12 protein-coding genes and 1 pseudogene are annotated in these 18,982 nt (G+C 65.2%); 6 read left to right on the top strand and 7 right to left on the bottom strand.

Translation table 11 applies throughout. From position 1 onward, the window contains the following. The first annotated feature begins 226 nt into the window (after positions 1 to 226). Both ACIBK0_RS00130 and ACIBK0_RS00125 read left to right on the top strand, forming a co-directional pair. The gene (locus ACIBK0_RS00130) at positions 227 to 556 is read left to right on the top strand and encodes a CU044_2847 family protein (protein ID WP_399073920.1); all 330 of its coding nucleotides are present in this window, start codon (positions 227 to 229) and stop codon (positions 554 to 556) included. A 111-nt stretch (positions 557 to 667) separates the two neighbouring features. After that, entirely contained in the window at positions 668 to 4,735 is a 4,068-nt protein-coding gene (locus tag ACIBK0_RS00125; protein ID WP_399073918.1) for a trypsin-like peptidase domain-containing protein, read from the top strand. A gap of 339 nt (positions 4,736 to 5,074) precedes the next feature. Here the strand turns inward: ACIBK0_RS00125 and ACIBK0_RS00120 are convergent, their stop codons facing one another. Further along, positions 5,075 to 5,959: a hypothetical protein gene (locus ACIBK0_RS00120; RefSeq protein ID WP_399073916.1), complete on the bottom strand. Its 885-nt coding sequence runs from the start codon at positions 5,957 to 5,959 to the stop codon at positions 5,075 to 5,077. Further along, positions 5,956 to 6,363 (bottom strand): hypothetical protein, encoded by a 408-nt coding sequence (locus tag ACIBK0_RS00115; RefSeq protein ID WP_399073914.1) that lies wholly within the window; start codon positions 6,361 to 6,363, stop codon positions 5,956 to 5,958. The genes ACIBK0_RS00120 and ACIBK0_RS00115 overlap by 4 nt, the downstream gene beginning before the upstream one ends. Positions 6,364 to 6,815: 452 nt before the next feature. Between ACIBK0_RS00115 and ACIBK0_RS00110 the strand changes: the two genes are divergently transcribed. Continuing rightward, positions 6,816 to 7,136, top strand: coding sequence for a hypothetical protein (locus ACIBK0_RS00110; protein WP_399073912.1), 321 nt, complete (start codon positions 6,816 to 6,818; stop codon positions 7,134 to 7,136). 491 nt (positions 7,137 to 7,627) lie between these two features. Here the strand turns inward: ACIBK0_RS00110 and ACIBK0_RS00105 are convergent, their stop codons facing one another. Then, on the bottom strand, positions 7,628 to 8,137 hold the full coding sequence (locus ACIBK0_RS00105; RefSeq protein ID WP_399073910.1) for a hypothetical protein: 510 nt from the start codon (positions 8,135 to 8,137) through the stop codon (positions 7,628 to 7,630). A 1,823-nt stretch (positions 8,138 to 9,960) separates the two neighbouring features. After that, positions 9,961 to 10,185, bottom strand: a complete 225-nt coding sequence (locus ACIBK0_RS00100; RefSeq protein WP_399073908.1) for a hypothetical protein — start codon at positions 10,183 to 10,185, stop codon at positions 9,961 to 9,963. Positions 10,186 to 10,702: 517 nt separating this feature from the next. Here ACIBK0_RS00100 and ACIBK0_RS00095 point away from each other — a divergent pair. Further along, on the top strand, positions 10,703 to 11,035 hold the full coding sequence (locus ACIBK0_RS00095; protein ID WP_399073906.1) for a hypothetical protein: 333 nt from the start codon (positions 10,703 to 10,705) through the stop codon (positions 11,033 to 11,035). Between the two features lie 434 nt (positions 11,036 to 11,469). Beyond that, positions 11,470 to 11,616 (top strand): annotated as a pseudogene (locus tag ACIBK0_RS00090) (GNAT family N-acetyltransferase); the annotation flags it as partial. A 29-nt stretch (positions 11,617 to 11,645) separates the two neighbouring features. On the opposite strand, the gene ACIBK0_RS00085 reads toward ACIBK0_RS00090, so the two are convergent. Both ACIBK0_RS00085 and ACIBK0_RS00080 read right to left on the bottom strand, forming a co-directional pair. Continuing rightward, a complete protein-coding gene (locus ACIBK0_RS00085) occupies positions 11,646 to 12,326 on the bottom strand; it encodes a hypothetical protein (RefSeq protein ID WP_399073904.1) in 681 nt (226 codons plus the stop codon). A 394-nt stretch (positions 12,327 to 12,720) separates the two neighbouring features. Beyond that, the gene (locus ACIBK0_RS00080; RefSeq protein ID WP_399073902.1) at positions 12,721 to 13,905 is read right to left on the bottom strand and encodes a GTPase family protein; all 1,185 of its coding nucleotides are present in this window, start codon (positions 13,903 to 13,905) and stop codon (positions 12,721 to 12,723) included. A gap of 1,895 nt (positions 13,906 to 15,800) precedes the next feature. On the opposite strand from ACIBK0_RS00080, the gene ACIBK0_RS00075 reads away from it, so the two are divergent. Continuing rightward, positions 15,801 to 16,268 (top strand): transposase, encoded by a 468-nt coding sequence (locus ACIBK0_RS00075; RefSeq protein WP_399073900.1) that lies wholly within the window; start codon positions 15,801 to 15,803, stop codon positions 16,266 to 16,268. Positions 16,269 to 16,640: 372 nt separating this feature from the next. Here ACIBK0_RS00075 and ACIBK0_RS00070 read toward each other — a convergent pair whose 3' ends face one another. Beyond that, positions 16,641 to 18,830 carry a hypothetical protein gene (locus ACIBK0_RS00070; RefSeq protein ID WP_399073898.1) on the bottom strand — a complete coding sequence of 730 codons (2,190 nt, stop codon included), beginning with the start codon at positions 18,828 to 18,830 and terminating at the stop codon, positions 16,641 to 16,643. Positions 18,831 to 18,982: the final 152 nt, after the last annotated feature.

Below are 18,982 nucleotides of genomic sequence, written 5' to 3'. Positions count from 1 at the left end.
CCTCTAAACCGGTCCGGGGTGTGAGCCAAGCACATTACGAGACCCTGTCGGCCGCCGAGTCCGACGTGGATGACCAGGCGCGACGTGCGCTGGCCTTCGACGGCCTGCCCGCCCGCAGCCAAGTCCGTAGTCGTCCAATGACAGGACGTGGATGGCCTGGTCCGCTACTTTGACGGCACGGGCCTTGGACGCTCGGGTACGGCCTGATTCTGAGGGGGAGGGGCCGATGCGTAGTCTTGCGCGTCTTCCGCTGGAGGGTGGGGGTTCGATCCTGTTTGAGGCCCCGGAGATATCCGATGGGCCGGTGAAGGCCGGACGGGTCAGCGAGGCGATCCACGAGCTGCCGCAGACTCTGCAGGAGGCGCTCAGTCCGGTCACCGCCATGGCCCGGGCCGCGCTGGAACAGCTGCGCAAGGTTGGCCCGGACGAGGTCGAAATCGAGTTCGGGGTCGACATGGCGGCTCAGGCCGGCGCGGTGATCGCCAAGAGCGAGGCCGGCTGTCACCTGAGGGTGACCGTGACATGGCACGGCGCCTCCGGCGCAGACGCTCCCTGACCCCCGGGGGCCTCGGTGACATCGACGAACGCTGTTGCTTCGGCCCCCGGCGGCGGGCCCGGGCTCAGAATCCAGGCGGCGGTTGTCCAGATCCTGTCTGCCGAAGGCGGCGTGGCCGGGGCGGGGTTCCTGATCGGTGAGGACGTGGTGGTCACCTGCGCGCACGTGGTGCGTGCCAGCGGCCATGGTCCCGGCGAGAGGGTGCAGCTGGTCTTCCCTCGCGCGGAAGGGGCTCCGCAGGCTGAGGGGCAGGTGCTGATCGGGCAGTGGCGGGCCTCGGATGCCGACGACGTGGCCATCATCCGGCTGAGCGACGTACCGGCGACGGTGGAGCCCTTGCCGGTGGGGTCGGCGGCCGGGTGCCGCGGGCATCGGGTGCGCTCCTTCGGGTTTCCCGCCCAGGCCCCGCCCGGTGGGCACTTCGGCTACGGGACGGCGGGTGACCTACTGCCCCCCACCGATGTGGAGGGTGGGGGCGGGCTGCTGCAGTTGACCGGAGCCAACGACCTGACCCAGGGGTTCAGCGGCGGCCCCGTCGTCGATGAGGTGACCGGCCTGGTGATCGGCATGCTCACCGCGATCACCGCACCCGATGGGCACCTGCGAGGCCAGGGCATCGCCTACGCCACACCCGCCCAGGTCCTGCGGGAGGTCTGGCCCGCTCTGATGGAGCGTGAGGTGCGCCCCTACCGGGGCCTGGAGCCCTTCACAGCCGAGCACACGGCCTTCTTCCACGGCCGTGACACCGCGGTGGAGACGGTGCTGTCGGCTCTGGCCGAGAACCGGCGGGTCCTGCTGCTGCTCGGCCCCTCCGGGTCGGGCAAGTCCTCGCTGGTCCTGGCGGGCGTGCTGCCCGCCCTCCAGGACGGCCGGCTGCCCGGCAGCGACCGGTGGCTGCCCGTGCTCGTCCCGCGCCCCGGGCCAGATCTGGCGGCCGAACTGGCCCGCCATGGTCTTCCCGGCGCCGATGCCGACCCACTCGTGGCCGCGGTGCGGCACCGTCTGGAGGCCGAACCCGGCTGCGAACGGATCGTGCTGGTCATCGACCAGTTCGAGGAGGTCTTCACCCCGCTCGCCCCCTCGGCAGCAGCCGCGCGGCCAGAAGCGAACGACGCCCCACCTGGTACATCCCTGGATGTGCTGGAGCAGATCACGGCATTGATCGGTTCAAGTGCGGCGGTCAGCGTGGTCCTGGTCATGCGGGACGACTTCTACCCGCAGCTGGCCGCCCGGGCCCCAGCGCTGCTGGAGGTTGCCGCCCCTGGCCTGGTCAACGTGCCCGCCACGCTGAGCCGGCAGGACCTGCACGCCATCGTCACCCGCCCCGCCCACCAGGCCGGCGCCACTTTCGAGGACGGCCTGAGCGAGCGCATCATCGCCGATGTCCTGGCCGCTGACCCTCACGGTGCCCCTGCACGAAGAGCCCCGGTCACCCTGCTCGCGCCGCTGGAACTTGCCCTGAACCGGCTGTGGGAGCGCCGCGTGGACGGACGCCTGACCCATACCGCCTACGAGCGCATCGGCCAGATCACCGGCAACCTTGCCGCGTGGTGCAACGCTGCCATTGACCAGCTGCCCGAGAGCCATCACGCCACCGCCCGGCGGATCCTCACAGCCCTGGTACGGCCCGCCGACGAAACCCACCACATCCCCGCCACCCGTCAGCAAGTTCCCCTCGAGGTCCTGCGTGACCTCGCAGCCGACACCGCAGCAGATGACGCGCCCGCCCAGGAGATGACCGACGCGGTCTTGGCCACCCTCACCCGCCACCGCATCATCACCACCGCCGCCCGCGACCCCGGCCCTCCACCCAGTGACCTGGTCGCCGAACTCATCCACGACACCCTCACCCGCGACTGGGCCGAACTACGCGACTGGGTCGACCAGGACCACCGCTTCCACGCCTGGCTGCACCGCGCCGAGGACCAGCGGGCCCGCTGGATCGACCGCCACGACCCCGCAGACCTGCTCCATGGGACCGACCTGGCCGAGGGCCTGGACTGGTCCCGGCAGCGCGGGCTGCCCAGCAGCACCGCCGCGTTCGTCACCGCCAGCCACCGCAACCAGCAAGCCGCCCTTCGGCGCACCCGACGCGTCAACACCTTCCTGGCCGGGCTACTCGTCCTGGCCGTAGTCGCCGCGGGACTGGCCTTCTGGCAACGCCAAACCGCCGTCACCGCCCAGCAGCAGGCACTGTCCCGGCAACTCGCCGCCCAGTCCGACGCACTCATCGACACCGACCCGGACCTGGCCTCCCTGCTCGCCATCCAGGCCTACCGCACCAGCCCCACGACCGAAGCCACCAACAGCCTCCTTGCGGCAGCAGGCCTCCCCCTACAACGCCGCCTCACCGCCCATGATGGCCCCGTGGAGTCGGTGGCGTTCAGAAACGGGCCCACCCTGGTCACCGTCAGCAAGGGTGGCACGGTGCGGTTGTGGGACACCTCAACCGGCCGCTTCCGCACCACCCTCACCGGCCACATGGACCCCGAGGCCCCGCTGGTCTTGAGCCCGGACGGGCGCACCGTAGCCATCGGCAGCGAGGGTGGCACGGTGCGGTTGTGGGACACCTCAACCGGCCGCCTCCGCACCACCCTCACCGGCCTCACCGACCTCGGGTGGGGGGCGTTCAGCCCGGACGGGCACACCCTGGCCTCCAGTGAGGACGGCACCGACCAGGTGCGGTTGTGGGACACCTCAACCGGCCGCCTCCGCACCATTCTCACCGGCTTCGGGTCCTGGGCGGCGTTCAGCCCGGACGGGCACACCTTGGCCTCCAGCGGTGACGACGGCACGGTGCGGTTGTGGGACACCTCAACCGGCCGCACCCGCACCACCCGCACCACGCTCACCGGAGGAGTGATCTCGGTGGCATTCAGTCGGGACGGGCACACCTTGGCCTCCAGCGGTGACGACGGCACGGTGCGGTTGTCAGACACCTCAACCGGTCGCCTTCGCACCACCCTCACCGACCCCTCCGGCCTCGTGCACGACGTGGTTTTCAGCCCGGACGGGCGCAACCTGGCTGCCAGCAGTGAGGACGGCACGGTGCGGTTGTGGGACACCTCAACCGGCCGCACCCGCACCACCCTCACCGGCCACACCGGAGTGGTGACCTCGGTGGTATTCAGTCAGGACGGGCGCACCCTGGCCGCCAGCAGCGAGGACGGCACGGTGCGGTTGTGGAACACCTCAACCGGCCGCAGTCGCACCACCCTCACCGGCCGCATCGAATCCGAGTCCTCGCTGGTCTTGAGCCCGGACGGGCGGACCCTAGCCATCGGCAGTGAGGACGGAAGGATGCGGTTGTGGGACACCTCAACCGGCCGCATCCGTACCACCCTCACCGACCTCGTGAACGACGTGGTGTTCAGCCCGGACGGGCGCACCCTGGCCGCCAGGACTGAGGACGGCACGGTGCGGTTGTGGGACACCTCAACCGGCCGCACCCGCACCACCCGCATCACCCTCACCAGCGAGATGTCGGTGGCGTTGAGTCCGGACGGGCGCACCCTGGTCACCAGTGACTTCTCCAGGGTGCGGTTGTGGGACACCTCAACCGGCCGCATCCGGGCCACCCTCACCGGCCTCAAAGGCATGGTGTACGGCGTGGCGTTGAGCCTGGACGGGCGAATCCTGGCCGCCAGCAGTGAGGACGGCACGGTGCGGTTGTGGGACACCTCAACCGGCCGCACCCGCACCACCTTCACTGGCTATGATGATCTCGCGTCCGCGGTGTCGTTCAGCCCCGACGGGCGCATCCTGGCCACCATCAGCTCGACCAACACGGTGCGGTTGTGGGACACCTCAACCGGCCACATCCGCACCACCCTCACCGGCCATAAAGACACCGCGACCACGGTGGCGTTCAGCCCGGACGTGCGCACCGTAGCCATCGGCAGTTCGGATGGCACGGTGCGGTTGTGGGACACCTCAACCGGCCACATCCGCACCACCCTCACTGGCCACGATGATCCTGCGTCCTGGGTGGCGTTCAGGGACGGGCGCACCCTGACCACCGTCGGCGAGGATGCCACGACGCGGTTGTGGGACGTGGAGCTACCTGACCAGGCCACAGCGATCAAAAAGATCTGTCAGGCCGTTGGCCGAGACCTCACACCGGAAGAACGCGGACTATACCTCGCAGGCCAGACGCCCAGCCCGGTGTGCCCCACCTGATGCAGCGGCCGGTGCATCGTGGGACCTGCCCTGCTGTTCGGAGACAATTCGTATAGGTCGTCAGCCAGGGCGGGCCGATCTGGCGCCTGGGTCTTTCATGCTGGCATTCGCCTTGATCAGCGCATACCCCCGGCAGGATTCAAACCTGCGCATACGGCTCCGGAGTGAATGCGCAGATCATCTCTTACAACGTTCTGACCTGCGGCGGACTCGGTTTGCGATCACGACCGACGGGGACTGTGTCGGAGGTGTGTCGGACGTCGTCATGACGACTCTTGCGCGTTTGGCATTGAGCGCCGTGCAGCTAGGCCGTTCAAAGACCCATCTCAAAGCTGCAACCTATGAGCAGGACGTCCCCTCTGGACAGAATGTGGCAATGGCTGTGTTGAGCGGGTCACGGACTAGGGCTGAGGCAAGGCTATAGGGTCCGCTGGCGCGAATCGCGTAGAGGCTGCCATCCGGCGCCGTGAAGCGGTGGTCGATGACTTGGCTGGGCCCCTTGTCCGCGTCGTCGTAGCGGTAACTGAGTTCTGACCAGGTGTCGCCTGAAGCGCGGTCGAGAGCCCGGTAGCCGGGTTGCTGCGCGTAGCCGTTGCCCGAGTCCTTCTCAGCGAGGTCCAAAGACTCGGCCGGGGTGCTTTCGCTGAGGCCGAAGATCTGCAGTTGGCGGCCGTCGGGGGATTTGTAGTAAACCACAACAGCCGTGATGCCCTGCTTTTGACTGCGAGTCCAGCCCAGAGGGATGACGACCGTGTAGCCGACCGGGTCCCTCACCGCGTGATAGCCGGCCGGGATCGGCGTGACTACCTCTCCCGTAACAGGCGGAGCAGACGGGGTGGCAGCGGGGGTGACTATCCACCTCGGAGTCGACAGCAAGCGCGAGGCACCGAAGGCTGTGGCTATGACGAGCAGAGCCGCGAGTGCGAAGCCGATGGAGCGTCGCCGATGGCTGCGGGCGGCCGGAGTCGTGCCGACATCGACAATCGCCTCAAAGACGTGGGAAACCGTTGACGTCGGTGGATCTCGTTCGGCCTGCTTCGCTTCCTTGACCGCTTCGCCAGGCGCTTTGAGGGCTTCGCCGGGCGCCGGTACATCGAGCAGAGAAACCAGATACCTCCGCCACAATGCTCCGTCCCGGTGTCGACCTCGCTCGATGAGCTGATCCAGGGATTCGACATCGGCATCCGTCAGTGACGTCCAGTACCGCCGTGCGAGCCTGCTCACGACTCAATCACCTCCGTCCCGCCTGGCAATACGCCAACACTGGGGCCGTCAGCCTCAACCGGCTCGTGGCCGGAATGAGTACCGCCAATCACTGCCTGCAAGGTGCGCGCGCTGCCGAGCTGGCGCAGCAACGCCGGGGCAGAGGCTCCCACGGCGACCGTGGCTAGTGCGCCTGTCAGTTGGGGGGAGAAAATCCACCCGGCACCGGCACCAAGCGACAGGCGAGTGAGGGCAGCCAGTACATCGGACGGGGGATCGATGTACTTGTCGAGCCGCGGCAACTGGGCTCGCTGCTTGTTCCTTGCCAGAGCACGGTGCCGGGCCGTCTGCCACGCTGCGATCCGGCCGTAGAAGACCACGATCTCCACGACGAGGCCGCCCATCGCACCGTATGTGATGGACATCGTCCACTCCATGGCCGTCCCCCTCGGCGATGGCACCGTTCAGCTCAACCCAGCATTCCAGACGGGCGGTTGATCCGGGAGGGAGTTGGCATATAGCCCCGAGAACGCTCAGTGAGATTGACTCCCGCTCTCTGTCGGTATCTGCCCTGGTCAGCCTTGATTTCTGCTGTTCCTTGGCGAGTGACCCCGGCAGGATTCGAACCTGCGCACATGGTTCCGGAGGCCGACGCGGTTCACCAGGTTCGCCCAGCTGAGAGGGCTTCGCCCGCTGTGGGCTGCCCGGCCATCCCGCAGATACGCCGCGGGGCTGCCGCCGATCACCGCTTTAGGAGTTCGATCGCTCCTCGGCACTGGCGGGGCACTACCTGGCCGCGCTGGCCATGCCGGACCGCCTAGGAGTGCTGGCGTCCAGCATCGTTGATGTCACTCGTGGATGTCAGAACGGCGCGAGCATGTGCGCTCACTGGCGCGACGGGCTCGTGGTTCACGAGGAACGCATCGCAGAGATCGCGGCTTACTACCAGGCACTCGACGAGGGCGCCACCTTGCGGCACCACTTCTGCCACGCTGACGAGGAAGAGGGCTTCTGGTACATCGAGGCCGCACCCGACCGCGGCAACTTGATCGTCATCAAGCAGGCCGAGCTGACCTCGGCCGACCAGCTGCACCAGTACAGCTGGGAGCACCTGAAGCACTTTAGGAGAGAGGGTGGTGTCCTGCCGCTGAACTGCTGCTTCTCTTACCGAGCCAGCAGGCTCGGACGTGTCCGTTGACCACTCTTGTTGACCGCGGCTGACCCCTGTATCTGGCACGACCGTGGCACGCGATCGTTAGCTCGTGCTTACGGCGGCTGTCTCGCACTTGGGCGAATCCGCCTCAGGCAAGCACCTTGTGTACCGGCACTATCTGCAGAGACGTACCGAGGCAGCCCCGCATGGATCTGGCGCTGCCTTCCCGCACCGACGTACGGGGCATGACAGAGCCGCTCGATCGAACTCCTAAAGCGGTGTTCACCATCTGCTCCGCTCAGGGTGAGGACGCGAGGCCGGCAGGCAGAACGGGGAGCCAGGATTGTGTTGGGGTCCGTCGGCAGACTCGATGGCGTGAGCGACGTCGGATGGCAGTACGGGCTTGGCCTCACGTCCGAACCAGTTGCTCGGACGCAGCTGGTTGGTAGTGATCACAAGTGTCGCCCCGTGGGCGTCTGCATACTTGACCGCGAACGCGCACGGCGGTCAGGCCGGCGCCTGAAAGTAGGGCGGCTTTATCGTGAAGTTGGGGGATAGATCCTTAATTTCATCTTTCGATGCACATCTGCCGCGGTGATCTCGCTTGTCACTGCAGCCATATGCTCAAAGTACGGCAGCACGACCCTCTGTCGAATCTCACGCTCCCGATATACGTAGGGAGCCACGACGACCCAGGCTCGATGCATACTCAGACCATAGGATCCAATGATCAAATCTTGATCAACGACCCCATGTACCACAAGCTTTCCTAATTCTTCGAAAAAGAAAGCAACGCGACGCACACACTCCTTGGGCGCCTCGGGAAGTTCTAGGTAAGAGATAGGCCCCGGGAACTCTTCTTTGAGGTGATAGAGCACGTACTCCATCGACTTCCGGAACTCTGGTGAACGCCCCTCTCGAAACCCGTCGAACACCATTGCCAATGCGTTAGCTTTTTGCGTTGAGCGCAGTTGACCGTATGCGATCACGCTAGAGAGAAGCAATGCCACGACAGATATAGCGAGTGCGGCGATATTTAACCCCATGTCTCACTCCATACGGTGGCGATCTCACTCGAAAGATGGCGGTCTAAGCATCGTTGCGGGGGAATATTTTCAACGATGGCGCGCCGTCCAGTATCAATAGCCGGCACTCCCCGGCGGGAGCGATCTGCCCGCCAAGACTCGCCTAATTGCCGCAGTGATTTTCACTCTCTTCCAACCGCTTGGAGTAGGAGTCCATGCCTGAGACCGATTATCAACGACCGTGAGTCCTAGCGGGTCATAGAGAATTGCACCTCCGTTCTGACGTCTTGTTGAAACATCACCCCCTTCCCGTGTTTGCTGGAAAGATACTTTGAATCCACTTCCGGGCGGAACGAAATAGAGGTGTGATACTTGAAGAGTGAGGGGTTCCTCGGCTGCTGTGCGACCCCACCGGATGGAAAGGGGAGTGAAATTCTCGCGACCCTCCATAATCACCTTTATAGGGAGTGGCCCCTTGTTGTCGAGGTAGGCATATATCTTGCCATCGAGACCTATGCGAGCCCAGTAAGAGACTTGACTGATAAATTCGCCGCGCTGTCGTTCCTGATCGCGTGTCAGGATCACCATTCCGAGCAAGAGAGTGCCGCTCGTGGTGATCGCGCCAACCCATGTTGGAACATCCCCCCACCCAGTCCCCATATGGTCAGGATAGGCGGGCAACCGCGTGCTGTGGCGGCTCTTCCAACAGACGCGGCTTGCCGCCGAGGTGCCCTCCCGTTCCTTGGCCCTACCCGTTGAGGCCAAGGAACGGCTGGACTGAGTGGTCCGTTCCATGGGCAAGTCCAGGACCAGTCGAGTTGATCGCTGGGCCGTGCCTGGCCTTGCGAGGGTGCACGAGACCGACCGACAGCGGAAGTTGGGCGGACACACTTTCCTGGCAAGCCACCTATGGTCATGGTGTCCCTCGACGGTGCGCCGCTAAGCCCGCACAGCAACCGCACCAGATCGAGTGGGGAACCACGGGGAAAGCGGTCGAGCCTGACTGGGGCACAGCCCGAACGTTCGCCCAGGTCAGCGCCAGAATCAGTCCCAAATGATCGCAGCTTCCCAGGCTGAGGGCGTAGTGCCCCAGACTGCTGCCAAGGACCCCGGCCAGCGGCAGCCCAGCTAAGTACTGGGCCATCCCAAGATCACATCGATGGCGCGAGCGTCCCACCCCGGATTGTCCACGGCTACACGGACATTCCAGGCTCCTCGGTCACCAACCAGACGCACAAATCGGGTGAGCCCTTCGACGTCGCCAACTGCCAGGCGGCCATCTGGCAGCAGGAGCTGGCCGTCGAACACGGTCGTAAAGGCCGGATCAAGGCCTGAGGCGTCGGTCGAGTCCCTGAAGATGCGGACTCGGATGAGATCCGTCTGAGGCCGGACCCGTACTGCGACGTGAGTGTCGCAACTGGCCGCGTCGGCCTCTCCCAGGTCGAGGGAGAGAGGAACCCAGTCGGTGGCGCCCAGGTGCAGCCCGGATGATTCACGTACACCTCAACGCCTGCAATCTGCATCCGGCCCCTCCACTCACCAGTCGATAGTCGTGCCAGAAGCCTGACCGTCATCGCATCCAAGGATCTTCAGTACGCGAGGATGATGGCACGCCGGACAAGCATCGCTTTGAGGTGGGAGGTTCGGCCCTACTCCGTCTCAGTCTCCGTCTCATTCAGCACCGTTCACCGCCGTTCAGGCCAGACCCAAAGTCGTCCTCGCCTCGTCGGCCAGCCCCCAATGAACCCAGGTGAACGGCCCCGCACTCATCCCTACAGCCCACCAACACAGTTGGAAAGCGTGTTGGCCCGAAGCAGCCTCGGCGTGGCCAGGCAGGTCGGGCGTCAGCTGGTTGTCTCAGGGCCCCAGTGGTCCGGTCCCACTCCGCGCCAGTCGATCCACGGCGCACCCGCGACGTCGGCTGCGTCGATCTCCAGGCCGGCTCGGCGGAGGAACTCGGCCAGGTCGACAAGGTTGTGGGCCAGGCCGAGGATTTCGCCGTCCACGCGCACGCGCCGGCCACCGGTAGGTGAGGGCGGATGGACGATCACGCGTATGGGTCCGGACATGCCTTCAGGATCATCCGGGTTGCAGGGCTCCGCACTCCAGCGCGTCACTCGGGGACCTTCAGTGTCCGGCGGACAGCACACGTCGCGGTGACGCCGCAGATGGGTCCGGTGATGAAGCCTCTCAAGTCCGATCCCGGTCCGGTCGTCCCAGGTCGCGCAGCTCTCGCCACGCCGCGGGGCTTGGCCGCTGGTGCTGCCAGTAGGGGTGGAAGTACACGTGCGTCGACAGTCGGTGCAGGCGTCGGCGCAGCTCGGTAAGGCCGGTGAGCTGAGCGAGCTGCTGGTAGGTGGCGCTCCACTCCTGCTGTGCCTGGGAGGTCGGCGGGGAACGGTCGCATGACCAAATGCAAGCATGTGTTCGATTTTTGCGTCCATCGAAGACGCCTGCACCTGTGCCGCCCATCGATCAAGGGCGTCGCTCGTCGGCAGGAAGGGGCACGCCGTCAGCCGCCCGGGCTGACCGCGCCGGAAAGCTCTCCACGGACGCGTTGTCAGAGGCTGATGAGACTGTGCGCCCATGGACACGCTCTTCGATCTCCCCGAAACGGAGACGCCAGAACAAGGTGTCGCCCACTACCGCCTGAGCGGCGATCAGTACGGCTCACCTGCCGAACGCCAAGCGATCTTCGAGGCCGAGCGGGCCATGGCTGCCGCAGTTGAAGCGGCGGGAGTCGGCGAGGTCGACGGGAACGGGTTCGGTGCAGGCGAGGCTGAGCTTTACGCCTACGGCGCGGACGCCGAAGCGCTCTTCAAGGTCATGGAGCCGACCCTCCGCAGCCTGCCGTTCAGGCCAGCATACGTCGTGCTACGGCGGGGAAGCCGCGAGACGCAGTCCCGAGTGGACCTGTGATGCGGTACAGCGGCGAAGTACAGCAACCCCAGTAACCGCCAGCGCCCAACAGCAACCCTCGTAACCCTCACGGCAGCCTGTATGACCTCCAATGACCGTTCTCTGTAGAGCTACGGATCAGAGAGCTGTCAGCTCAGACGGGCCAGTTACCTTTGGCCTGTGAACGACAGAGACAGGTGGATCGGCGCGGCAGCCTGGCTAGCCGTCTGGTGGAGCCTGGCGACGGAAGTGTTCCGCCTCTTCAGCCTGGTCATCGACGACTTGAAGAGTTGGACGACGTGCGCCGGGCTGGCCGCCGCTTCCGTCGCGACCGGGGGGCTGTCGGAGCGCTGGCATCGACGCTGCCGCATGGCGAAGCCGCGGACATCCCCCATCTCCTCACCGGAGACGGACTGCACCACAAGCGCACCAGATCGAGCCGGGGAACAGCGGGGATACGGCAGGGATTCGAGCACGTCCGTACGGTCCGCGAGAGCGGCGCAGTAAGCGGCGGGCCGCGAGTGTCCGGCTGGCTCGCTCAGCGTTTCGCCTCTCCAGCGGATCACGGATTTGAGGACCGGACCGAGGGCTCCTCTACGTGACAGATTGCGCATCGCCGGAAACTTAGGAATCAATAAAGCATGTTAGCCCCGGGGTATTCATATGACTCCCCATCCGGCAAACATGCCGCGACCCGAAGGTGGCGTCCGTCTGCGACCGAGTGGGCCCTCTTTTTACCGTCCACAAGAAGTTCGAGCGATAGGGATACTTCATACGCGGCGCCAGGGTTTTCAGCCTCGATACAGAACATGAACTCCAGCGCATCACCCTTATCTAGGTTTAAACCGAAGCTTCCGAGTTCATTATTCTCGTCATCGAATAGCTTGACGACCGGACCTACTTGAGTAAGAGTGATGTATGCCCGCCGGCGCAGATATCCATTTCCCCCCAGTTGGGTATAAACTCTTGACCTCATTACAAGATCAGGGATGCGTCGGACTTCCGGCGTCACGCCAGTAATGACCAGTGAGTGAGCGTTCCCTACGAACAGCACCGATTTAATGTACCAACTAACTGGTGCTCCTCCTTGAGAAAACAGCCACTCATCAACTGCGTCGTTACCTGCATCAACCGCAGGGGCGCTGGAAAAGTCGACAGGTGACATCGGAGTTGCCCAGTTTGAGTGCGTAATGTCAATTGTATGCAACTCAGGCTTCCGGAAGCGCGGGCCGGAACGCCAAGCGTGCGCCAGCCCCCCGACAGCCACAGCTCCTGTAACAAGTCCTGCGACCCCGGAGAGGATGTCACTCATATACCATGGCCTTCCTCTAGTCGAGTTGCTTCACGAAAAGCGTCGAGAAGCCAGCGTCGTAATCGCGTCCGCGCATCCGCTGCCGCCACGTCAAGGACAACGATAGGCAGCGGCTGCGAACGATAAAGGTCGCTGGGCGACTCTGGACATCACTCGCAGCCTTTCCTCCCCGGGTTGGCGGTGGGCGGCAGCAGCTCGAAGTGGCCCCGAGATGACTTTTCGTCTCCCGCCTACTCGGGATACACACACTCTGTGAAGAAGCGGCAGCGTGGCCCTGCCCCAGCCTGACGAGTCGATTTCCGTCGCGATTGGCACCGTCCTCAACCACGCCATCAATGGTCGCCTTTGCAGTCAGGTCCTGCCTCGCATGCACCCTGGCGCGCCCGTCTGGCGCTCAGAACTTGAAATGTCGCCGCACAAAGTCCAGCGACTCTCTGTCAATGAAATAGAAGATCGCCGCTTCACCAAGTGACTTGGTGCCAGCCGCCGCTACGGCACCAGACGCTGCGTCCCCCGCCACCGGAATGAGCTTCAATATTGCTCGGGCTATTTCGCGCAAGGCGTACCCGGCCCCGACATTCCCCCCCAGAGCAAGGATCAATTCTTTGGAGCTGGCCAAGCTCAGTTCCCGCCCGGAAATATAGGCGATCATTGTGATCATCGCGGCCTGCAGGCTGGCGAGCACCGGCAGATCAGCGATCGGTATCGGAGTCACTGCAACGACTCCACAAATGACCGAAACGGCTGCCACTATCCTTCTTGCTAGGCTTTTCTGAACCTGACGAAATTGCGTCAGGCGAGCAAATTCGACCTGCGCATTGTCCGGCAAGATTTCTTGAATCTTGAGCGCCAGAACATCGATGTTCCAGCGGTAGTCACGTCTCTTATCCACCTTTCCGTCTGAATCGAAGAACAGTAGCGCCGATGTCGGCACCGCGTCACAGGCGATGTGTCGAGATAGGTACGCGTTGACGCTTAGGTGTTCTAGGAGGAGGGAAGCTGCGTCTTCGACATTCTGCTTCTTCTCATCGTTTTCATCATCATGCGGTGGAAACCTAATGTCGCTCGGATGAAGGTGATCACACTGGGTGAGAACTGGCACGATCTTTATGTCGACCTGGTGTATGCGCGCCGCCTCTCGGTGAACTCGCTCAAGAATGGCCAGATCCTCGGCGATTGCCGCATCAACGTCCGTCGCCTTCACCAGGAAAGCAATGGCATCCGGGCACTTCTTTCGAACGGCGGCGAGAAGGGACTTCTCCGCCGTCTCCGCAGGGTCGTCTTCCACTGGTGCGGACCCCTCCTGCACCCCGCGGGTGTCCAGGATGTCTAGCTCTCGCCCCCCAACTTGGCAGAGTTCCCACTGTGTCGCGCCGGTCTGCGTACGCACCGCTCCGGTCTTGTGCACAGGTGCGCCGAATATCGCGTTAGTCAAGAGAGACTTCCCGGCACCACGACGGCCATACAGCATCAGTCGGGGCCTTCGCCGCTCCCGAAGCATGGCCAGCAACAACTTGATCTCTTCCTGCGCCTTGGCTCGAACCGACTCAGGCAGCATGTCCAGAGCATCGAAAAGCATGTTGAGAGTTTTATCCAGGTCCTGGGGTTCCTCATTCGAACTGCCTCGGCCATCAGCCAACTCTTGGTCCCCTGTCAGTGAAAGCGGCTCCTGCGTGGGCTCTGAGGCAGCGCTGGTGCCGTGGGATTGAGGTTCTCTCTGTGTCTACTGAGACTTACTGCTGGATCGGCATCTCCGATCCGGAGAGTATCCAGGCAAGTTGGCCCCTGTCACCGGCGCATGGGGGCGGTGCATGCGCCCCCATGCCGGGGGTGCGCTAGTCGGCCCCTACAACTGAAGGGGTCTTCGTCCCCAAGGTGGTCTCTATCCGAAAGATCGCTGAAACCTGCGGGTCGACGCCTCCGAGGCCTGGCTTGGGTCTCTGAGTCTCACACCTAGGATCACTTGCGGCGGAGCGTCCGTTGTGCCGCATCGAGTGCCGCGACCTGCATCGTTTTGAGGAGCAGGTACCGTTCAGCGAATTAGCATGGACAGAAAGCGATCTTCTCGTAATGTACGGGCCTGACGGCAACGTGCGTGCACATGGCCGTACTCGGAGGGACAGCCAGTCACTTTGCTGGCTGGCGCTGGCGGGCAATGCCCTAGCTCCGGAGCCGGCGGCCGGACCTCCTAAAGCGGGTGCCCGCCGCTCCCGCAACTGCTCGACGGTGAGGTCGGCCAGCTCGGCATACCAATTGTCGTAGAACCTCCAACGACTCATGGTCCCAAGGTGAAGACCACCACGATCCAAGCGCTTACGTCTTTCGCCCGCCACCGTGATGGGCTACTACTCGGCCTCACCACAAGCGCACCAGATCAGGCGGGGAACAGCGGGGAATCACGGGGAAAGCAGCCCAGCCGGGGGAGGCCGCAACCCTGCCGTTGGAGCAGGTCAGCTCCCAACCCGCCTCAAATGATCGCAGCTTCCCAAGCAGATGTTCAGTGCTGTGCCGCTTTGGAATCTGCCTCAGTGGTCTGCCGTTCGTCCGGGCTGCGGCGCTGGGGCGCCGGTCCCGGCCGAGCGGCAGACCACGGGCGGAGAGGTGCTGGAGAGGTCGAAGCCCCGCACGGTGCTCGCCGGGGAGACGGGATGCCGTGCGGGGCCCGGGGCCGGCCGGTCGCGGGAGGCTTGCTCGGACCGCGGCAAGCCGGGGCTCGTGATTCGCTGGTTCGGGCCGCAGAGGCTTGCTGGTGAGGAGTCTCCGGTGACGCCTTCGCCGGAGCGTCGGGCTGCGTGTATGCCGCGAGCCCCGACGTGATCAGTTCGGCAAGTAACAGTGCTGCCTCCGGGCGGATGGTGCCGAGGTGCACCAGGCCGTCACCGAACACGTTCACGTCAGCGGCCAGGGCGGGGAAGTCGGAGTCCAGGCTCAGAGCCGTGAGTTGCTCGGCCAAGATTTCTGCACTCCGTCGAGCCTGTATCCAGCCGCGGACGTAGGGGACACCGGGCAGCAGGTCCTCAGCGCGCTTGGCTATCACTCCTCGCCTGTCGGTCATGGTTCAGCTCTCCCCTTCGTTTTTCGTGGTCGTGTCCGTGTTCGTCGGGCTCTTCTCGGCGAATGACAGCGCGAGTCGGAGCAGCTCGGCCAAGCGCTCCGCTGTCGCAGGAGACACGCGCCCGAGTTCGATGAGGCCGTGCCCGAAAAAGCAGGTGACAGGGGACGGCGGGCGAACGGGCGGGCGCGTGCCGCCGGGGGATCGGGGCCGCCGTTACCCGTGTTGCGCGTCGGCGGGGCCTCCGCGCTCGTGCGCCGCGGGAAGCCGGCGCGTAGTAGCACCACCACCAACGCCTCGGCGCTGGCTTCGTTCACGTCAGCCAGGATCGCCGTGCCGTGGGAGCCATGTGCTGTGTAAAGCAGCTGACGGCGCCGGTGGCTTGGGTGGCCCGCCGGTAGAAGTGTGCATCGCGCTGGACGATGCGCACGGCGGTCCATGCGGGAGTCTTGCTGGAGGCGGGCACCTCCGCCATCTCCAAAGCCCGCGCCCGACTGGGCTCCGAGCCGCTGAAGGCCTTGTTCGAGCCGGTGGGTGGTCCCTTGACCACACCGCAGTCGCCCGGCACCTTCGTCTTCGGCCGACGCCTGCTGATGCTTTCGCTGGACGGCACCGTGCTCGCGGTCGCGCCCACGTCGGCCAATATCACGGCGTTCGGCCCACCTCCGGGCGGCAGCCACAAGCCCGGACATCATCCCCAGGTCAAACTCGTCCTGCTGATCGCCTGCGGAACCCGCGGCATCCTCGGCGCCCGCTTCGGCCCGCGCCGGGACAACGAAGTCACCCTGGCCAAACACCTGGCCACGGCCCCGATGCTGTCGGGCGGGCAACTCGTACTGATGGACCGGGCCTTCCACGGCCACGACATCCTCGCCCGGATCACTGCCTGAGGCCCCGATTTCATCGTCCGGGCCCATGCAGGACGGTGTCACCCACTTGCAGGTTGGGGGCGGTGGTCATCGCGGCTCCTTCACGCAGGGCCGTACGCCCGATGAAGGTCCATCCAACCGCATCGAGGGGCGTAGCTGAGCGCCCTACCGGGGCCGTCTCGGTGCCGTGGAAGGGCGCTCGACGTTGACCAACGCTGACAACCAGCCACGGCTCAGCCACAGGTCACAGTACTGATCGATTACGTGCCCGCAGGTCACAGGGTCTGCGGGTCACTTCCAGAAGAACTGAGGCGGGGGCACCCGGGAAGGGTCGGGCGCCTCCCGCCCTCAGGGAAAGGAGGCGCCCGGCGCGCTCGGTGGTTGCGAGGTGCGTCAGCTCAGCGGCAGCCGGTACACGCCGCTCCCTGTGCCCGCGAACAGCCAGTGACCGTCGGGAGAGACCAGCACCGAGTGCACGTCAGGGTCGAGGAGCTGCGCGGAGACACGGTTGCTCCAGTGGCTGCCACCGTCTTCGCTGCGGAACACGCCCTGACCAGGCTCGGACAGGTCGCGCGATGCGGCGAACAGCGTCCCGTCCGGGGCGAAGGTGACGTCGTCGTAGGTCAGTTCGGGAATGCCCGTAGCGTCGCTGAACGAAGCGCCGCCGTCGTGGCTCACCTTGATCATGCCGTCCCCGACGACCACGATGTGGTTGGGATCGGTGGGGTCGACCGCAACCCGGTTGACCTGCCCGTCGAACACCTTGACCCCGGTCGAGCCGGAATCGGTGCTGTGGTAAAGGCCGGTCACATCACCGATCCACAAACCACCGTCGACCCGGCGGTCAACGGCAACCGACGCCACGCCCTGCAGCTCGGGGAACTGGTGCAATTGGAAGGTGGCACCGCCGTCCTGGCTGGCATAGACGCCTATGGCCGGGAACGTGGACGCGGCGTAGATCTTCGACGTGTCACGGGGGTCGACGGCCACCGAGAATGACGCCCCGCCGGGGACCTGGGCCAGTGTCCGCCAGGTGGCCCCGCCGTCGGTTGAGCGCTCCAAGGCGAAGCAGTCGGTCATGCAAAGGCCGCCGCGCGTCCTCAGCACGCCTCCCTTCTCGCCCGGTACGGTAGCCAGCGCTTCGATTTGGTTGCCGATGGTGTCGGTACGCTGCCCTGTCCACCCCCAATCCTGGTAGCCCTGCTGAAGGTTCTTGGTCAGGGGTGCCGTGGAACGGTAGCTGCCCGCGGTGGCCGTGCCGGCGATGAGGGCGGAGCCCGAGACGGTCAGCGAGTCGACCTCGGCGTCAGGCGCGCCGATGCGCTGGAAGCGAACCGAGTTCGAAGTCGTGTAGATCCCTGCGGCGGCCGCGATGACCTGCTCTTGCGGTCGGTCCGGGAAGCTGCCGGTGTCGGTGTATGCGTCGAGCGCTTTGGTCGCTGCCGGCTTGGGGGTCCACGTCCGGCCGAGATCGCGGCTCACCCACAGGTTCTTCGCGCCCGATCCGTCGGCCGCCCCCGCGACCGTCTGCACCTGGAGCTCGCCGGTCGCGGTCAGCCCGGTGTAGAGGATCGCGTCCTGCTCCCCCCAAGGCCCGGTCAACTGGGTCCAGTTGCGGCCATGGTCTGTGGAGAACACCGCGCCCTGGAATATGTTCGAGGCCGCCAGGACCGACCCTTGGGCCGACAGGTGTTGCACCGAGAAATCAAGGGGCGTCGGCAGCTTCTGCGCCGGGCCGGCGTTCCCGAGTGCGTCCTCGATGAGGTAGATCCCCTTGCCGGTGCCGACGAACAGGTCGTGGTCATCGAGTGCGAGCCGGGTCGCTCCGCTCGGTGAGCCGGGGACCTGCTGCCAGTTCAGGCCGTGGTCCGAACTGACGAAGACCCCTGCGTCACCGGCCGCGAAGACGTACCGTCCTGAAGGCGACACCACGACATCGGAGATTTCGGTGGGGCTGTCCACCGCGGTATGGAACGTCCGGGCGCCGTCGTCGCTGCGCAGCAGGAAGCCCTGTCCACTGCCCAGCACCCTTCCCGCCACATAGAGGACGTCGGGGTCGTGGGGATCGGCCGCCAGTCGCATTCCCACACCATTGGGAATTCCGAACTTGGCCTGCGGCTGCCACGTCAGACCGTGGTCGTCGCTCCGGTCGATGCGCATGCCCCGGTCGGGCAGCACGTAGACGCGGGACGGCATAGCCGGGGTGAACGCGAGATGGCCGCCGCTGGCGTTGGGGCCCATCAGCTGCCACTGAGTCGCGGTGGCGGTGTTCGGGGTGCCCGTACCGGCCGTGGCGGGCAGGGTCGCGGCTCCGGCGAGGGCCGTGCTCAGACCCAGCACGAGCAGGGTCCGCTTCATGGTTCTGAGGTGCATGAACGGATCGTTAATCGGACAACGGTTGGTGACAACCGGTCGATGCTGTCCCAACTGCGCCATGTCACATTCAGGCCAATGCGTCCCGGCGGAGGCAAAGGCCAAAGGCGGCTCTCCAGGCGTGCACGGTTTGCCGCCATAAGCTCGAAATCTGGTGAAAACCCACGCGTGGTCGAAGCCGCGGCCGACGCCCGAGCTTGCCGAGAGCACGTGCACGGCCGTTGGCCAGCAACCGGATCGCCTGCGCGTTATCGCGGTCGATGGCCAAGCCGTCATCGGCCCATTCGAGCGCCTGGTCGTAGAGGCCCGCGTAGTAGGCGCCCAGGGAGCGGGTGCCAAAGATCCACATCGCCAGCTCCAGG

It is taken from the genome of Streptomyces sp. NPDC050564 (assembly GCF_044457265.1).
GTDB lineage: Bacteria > Actinomycetota > Actinomycetes > Streptomycetales > Streptomycetaceae > Streptomyces.
This window is presented reverse-complemented; position numbering and strand designations above follow the sequence as displayed.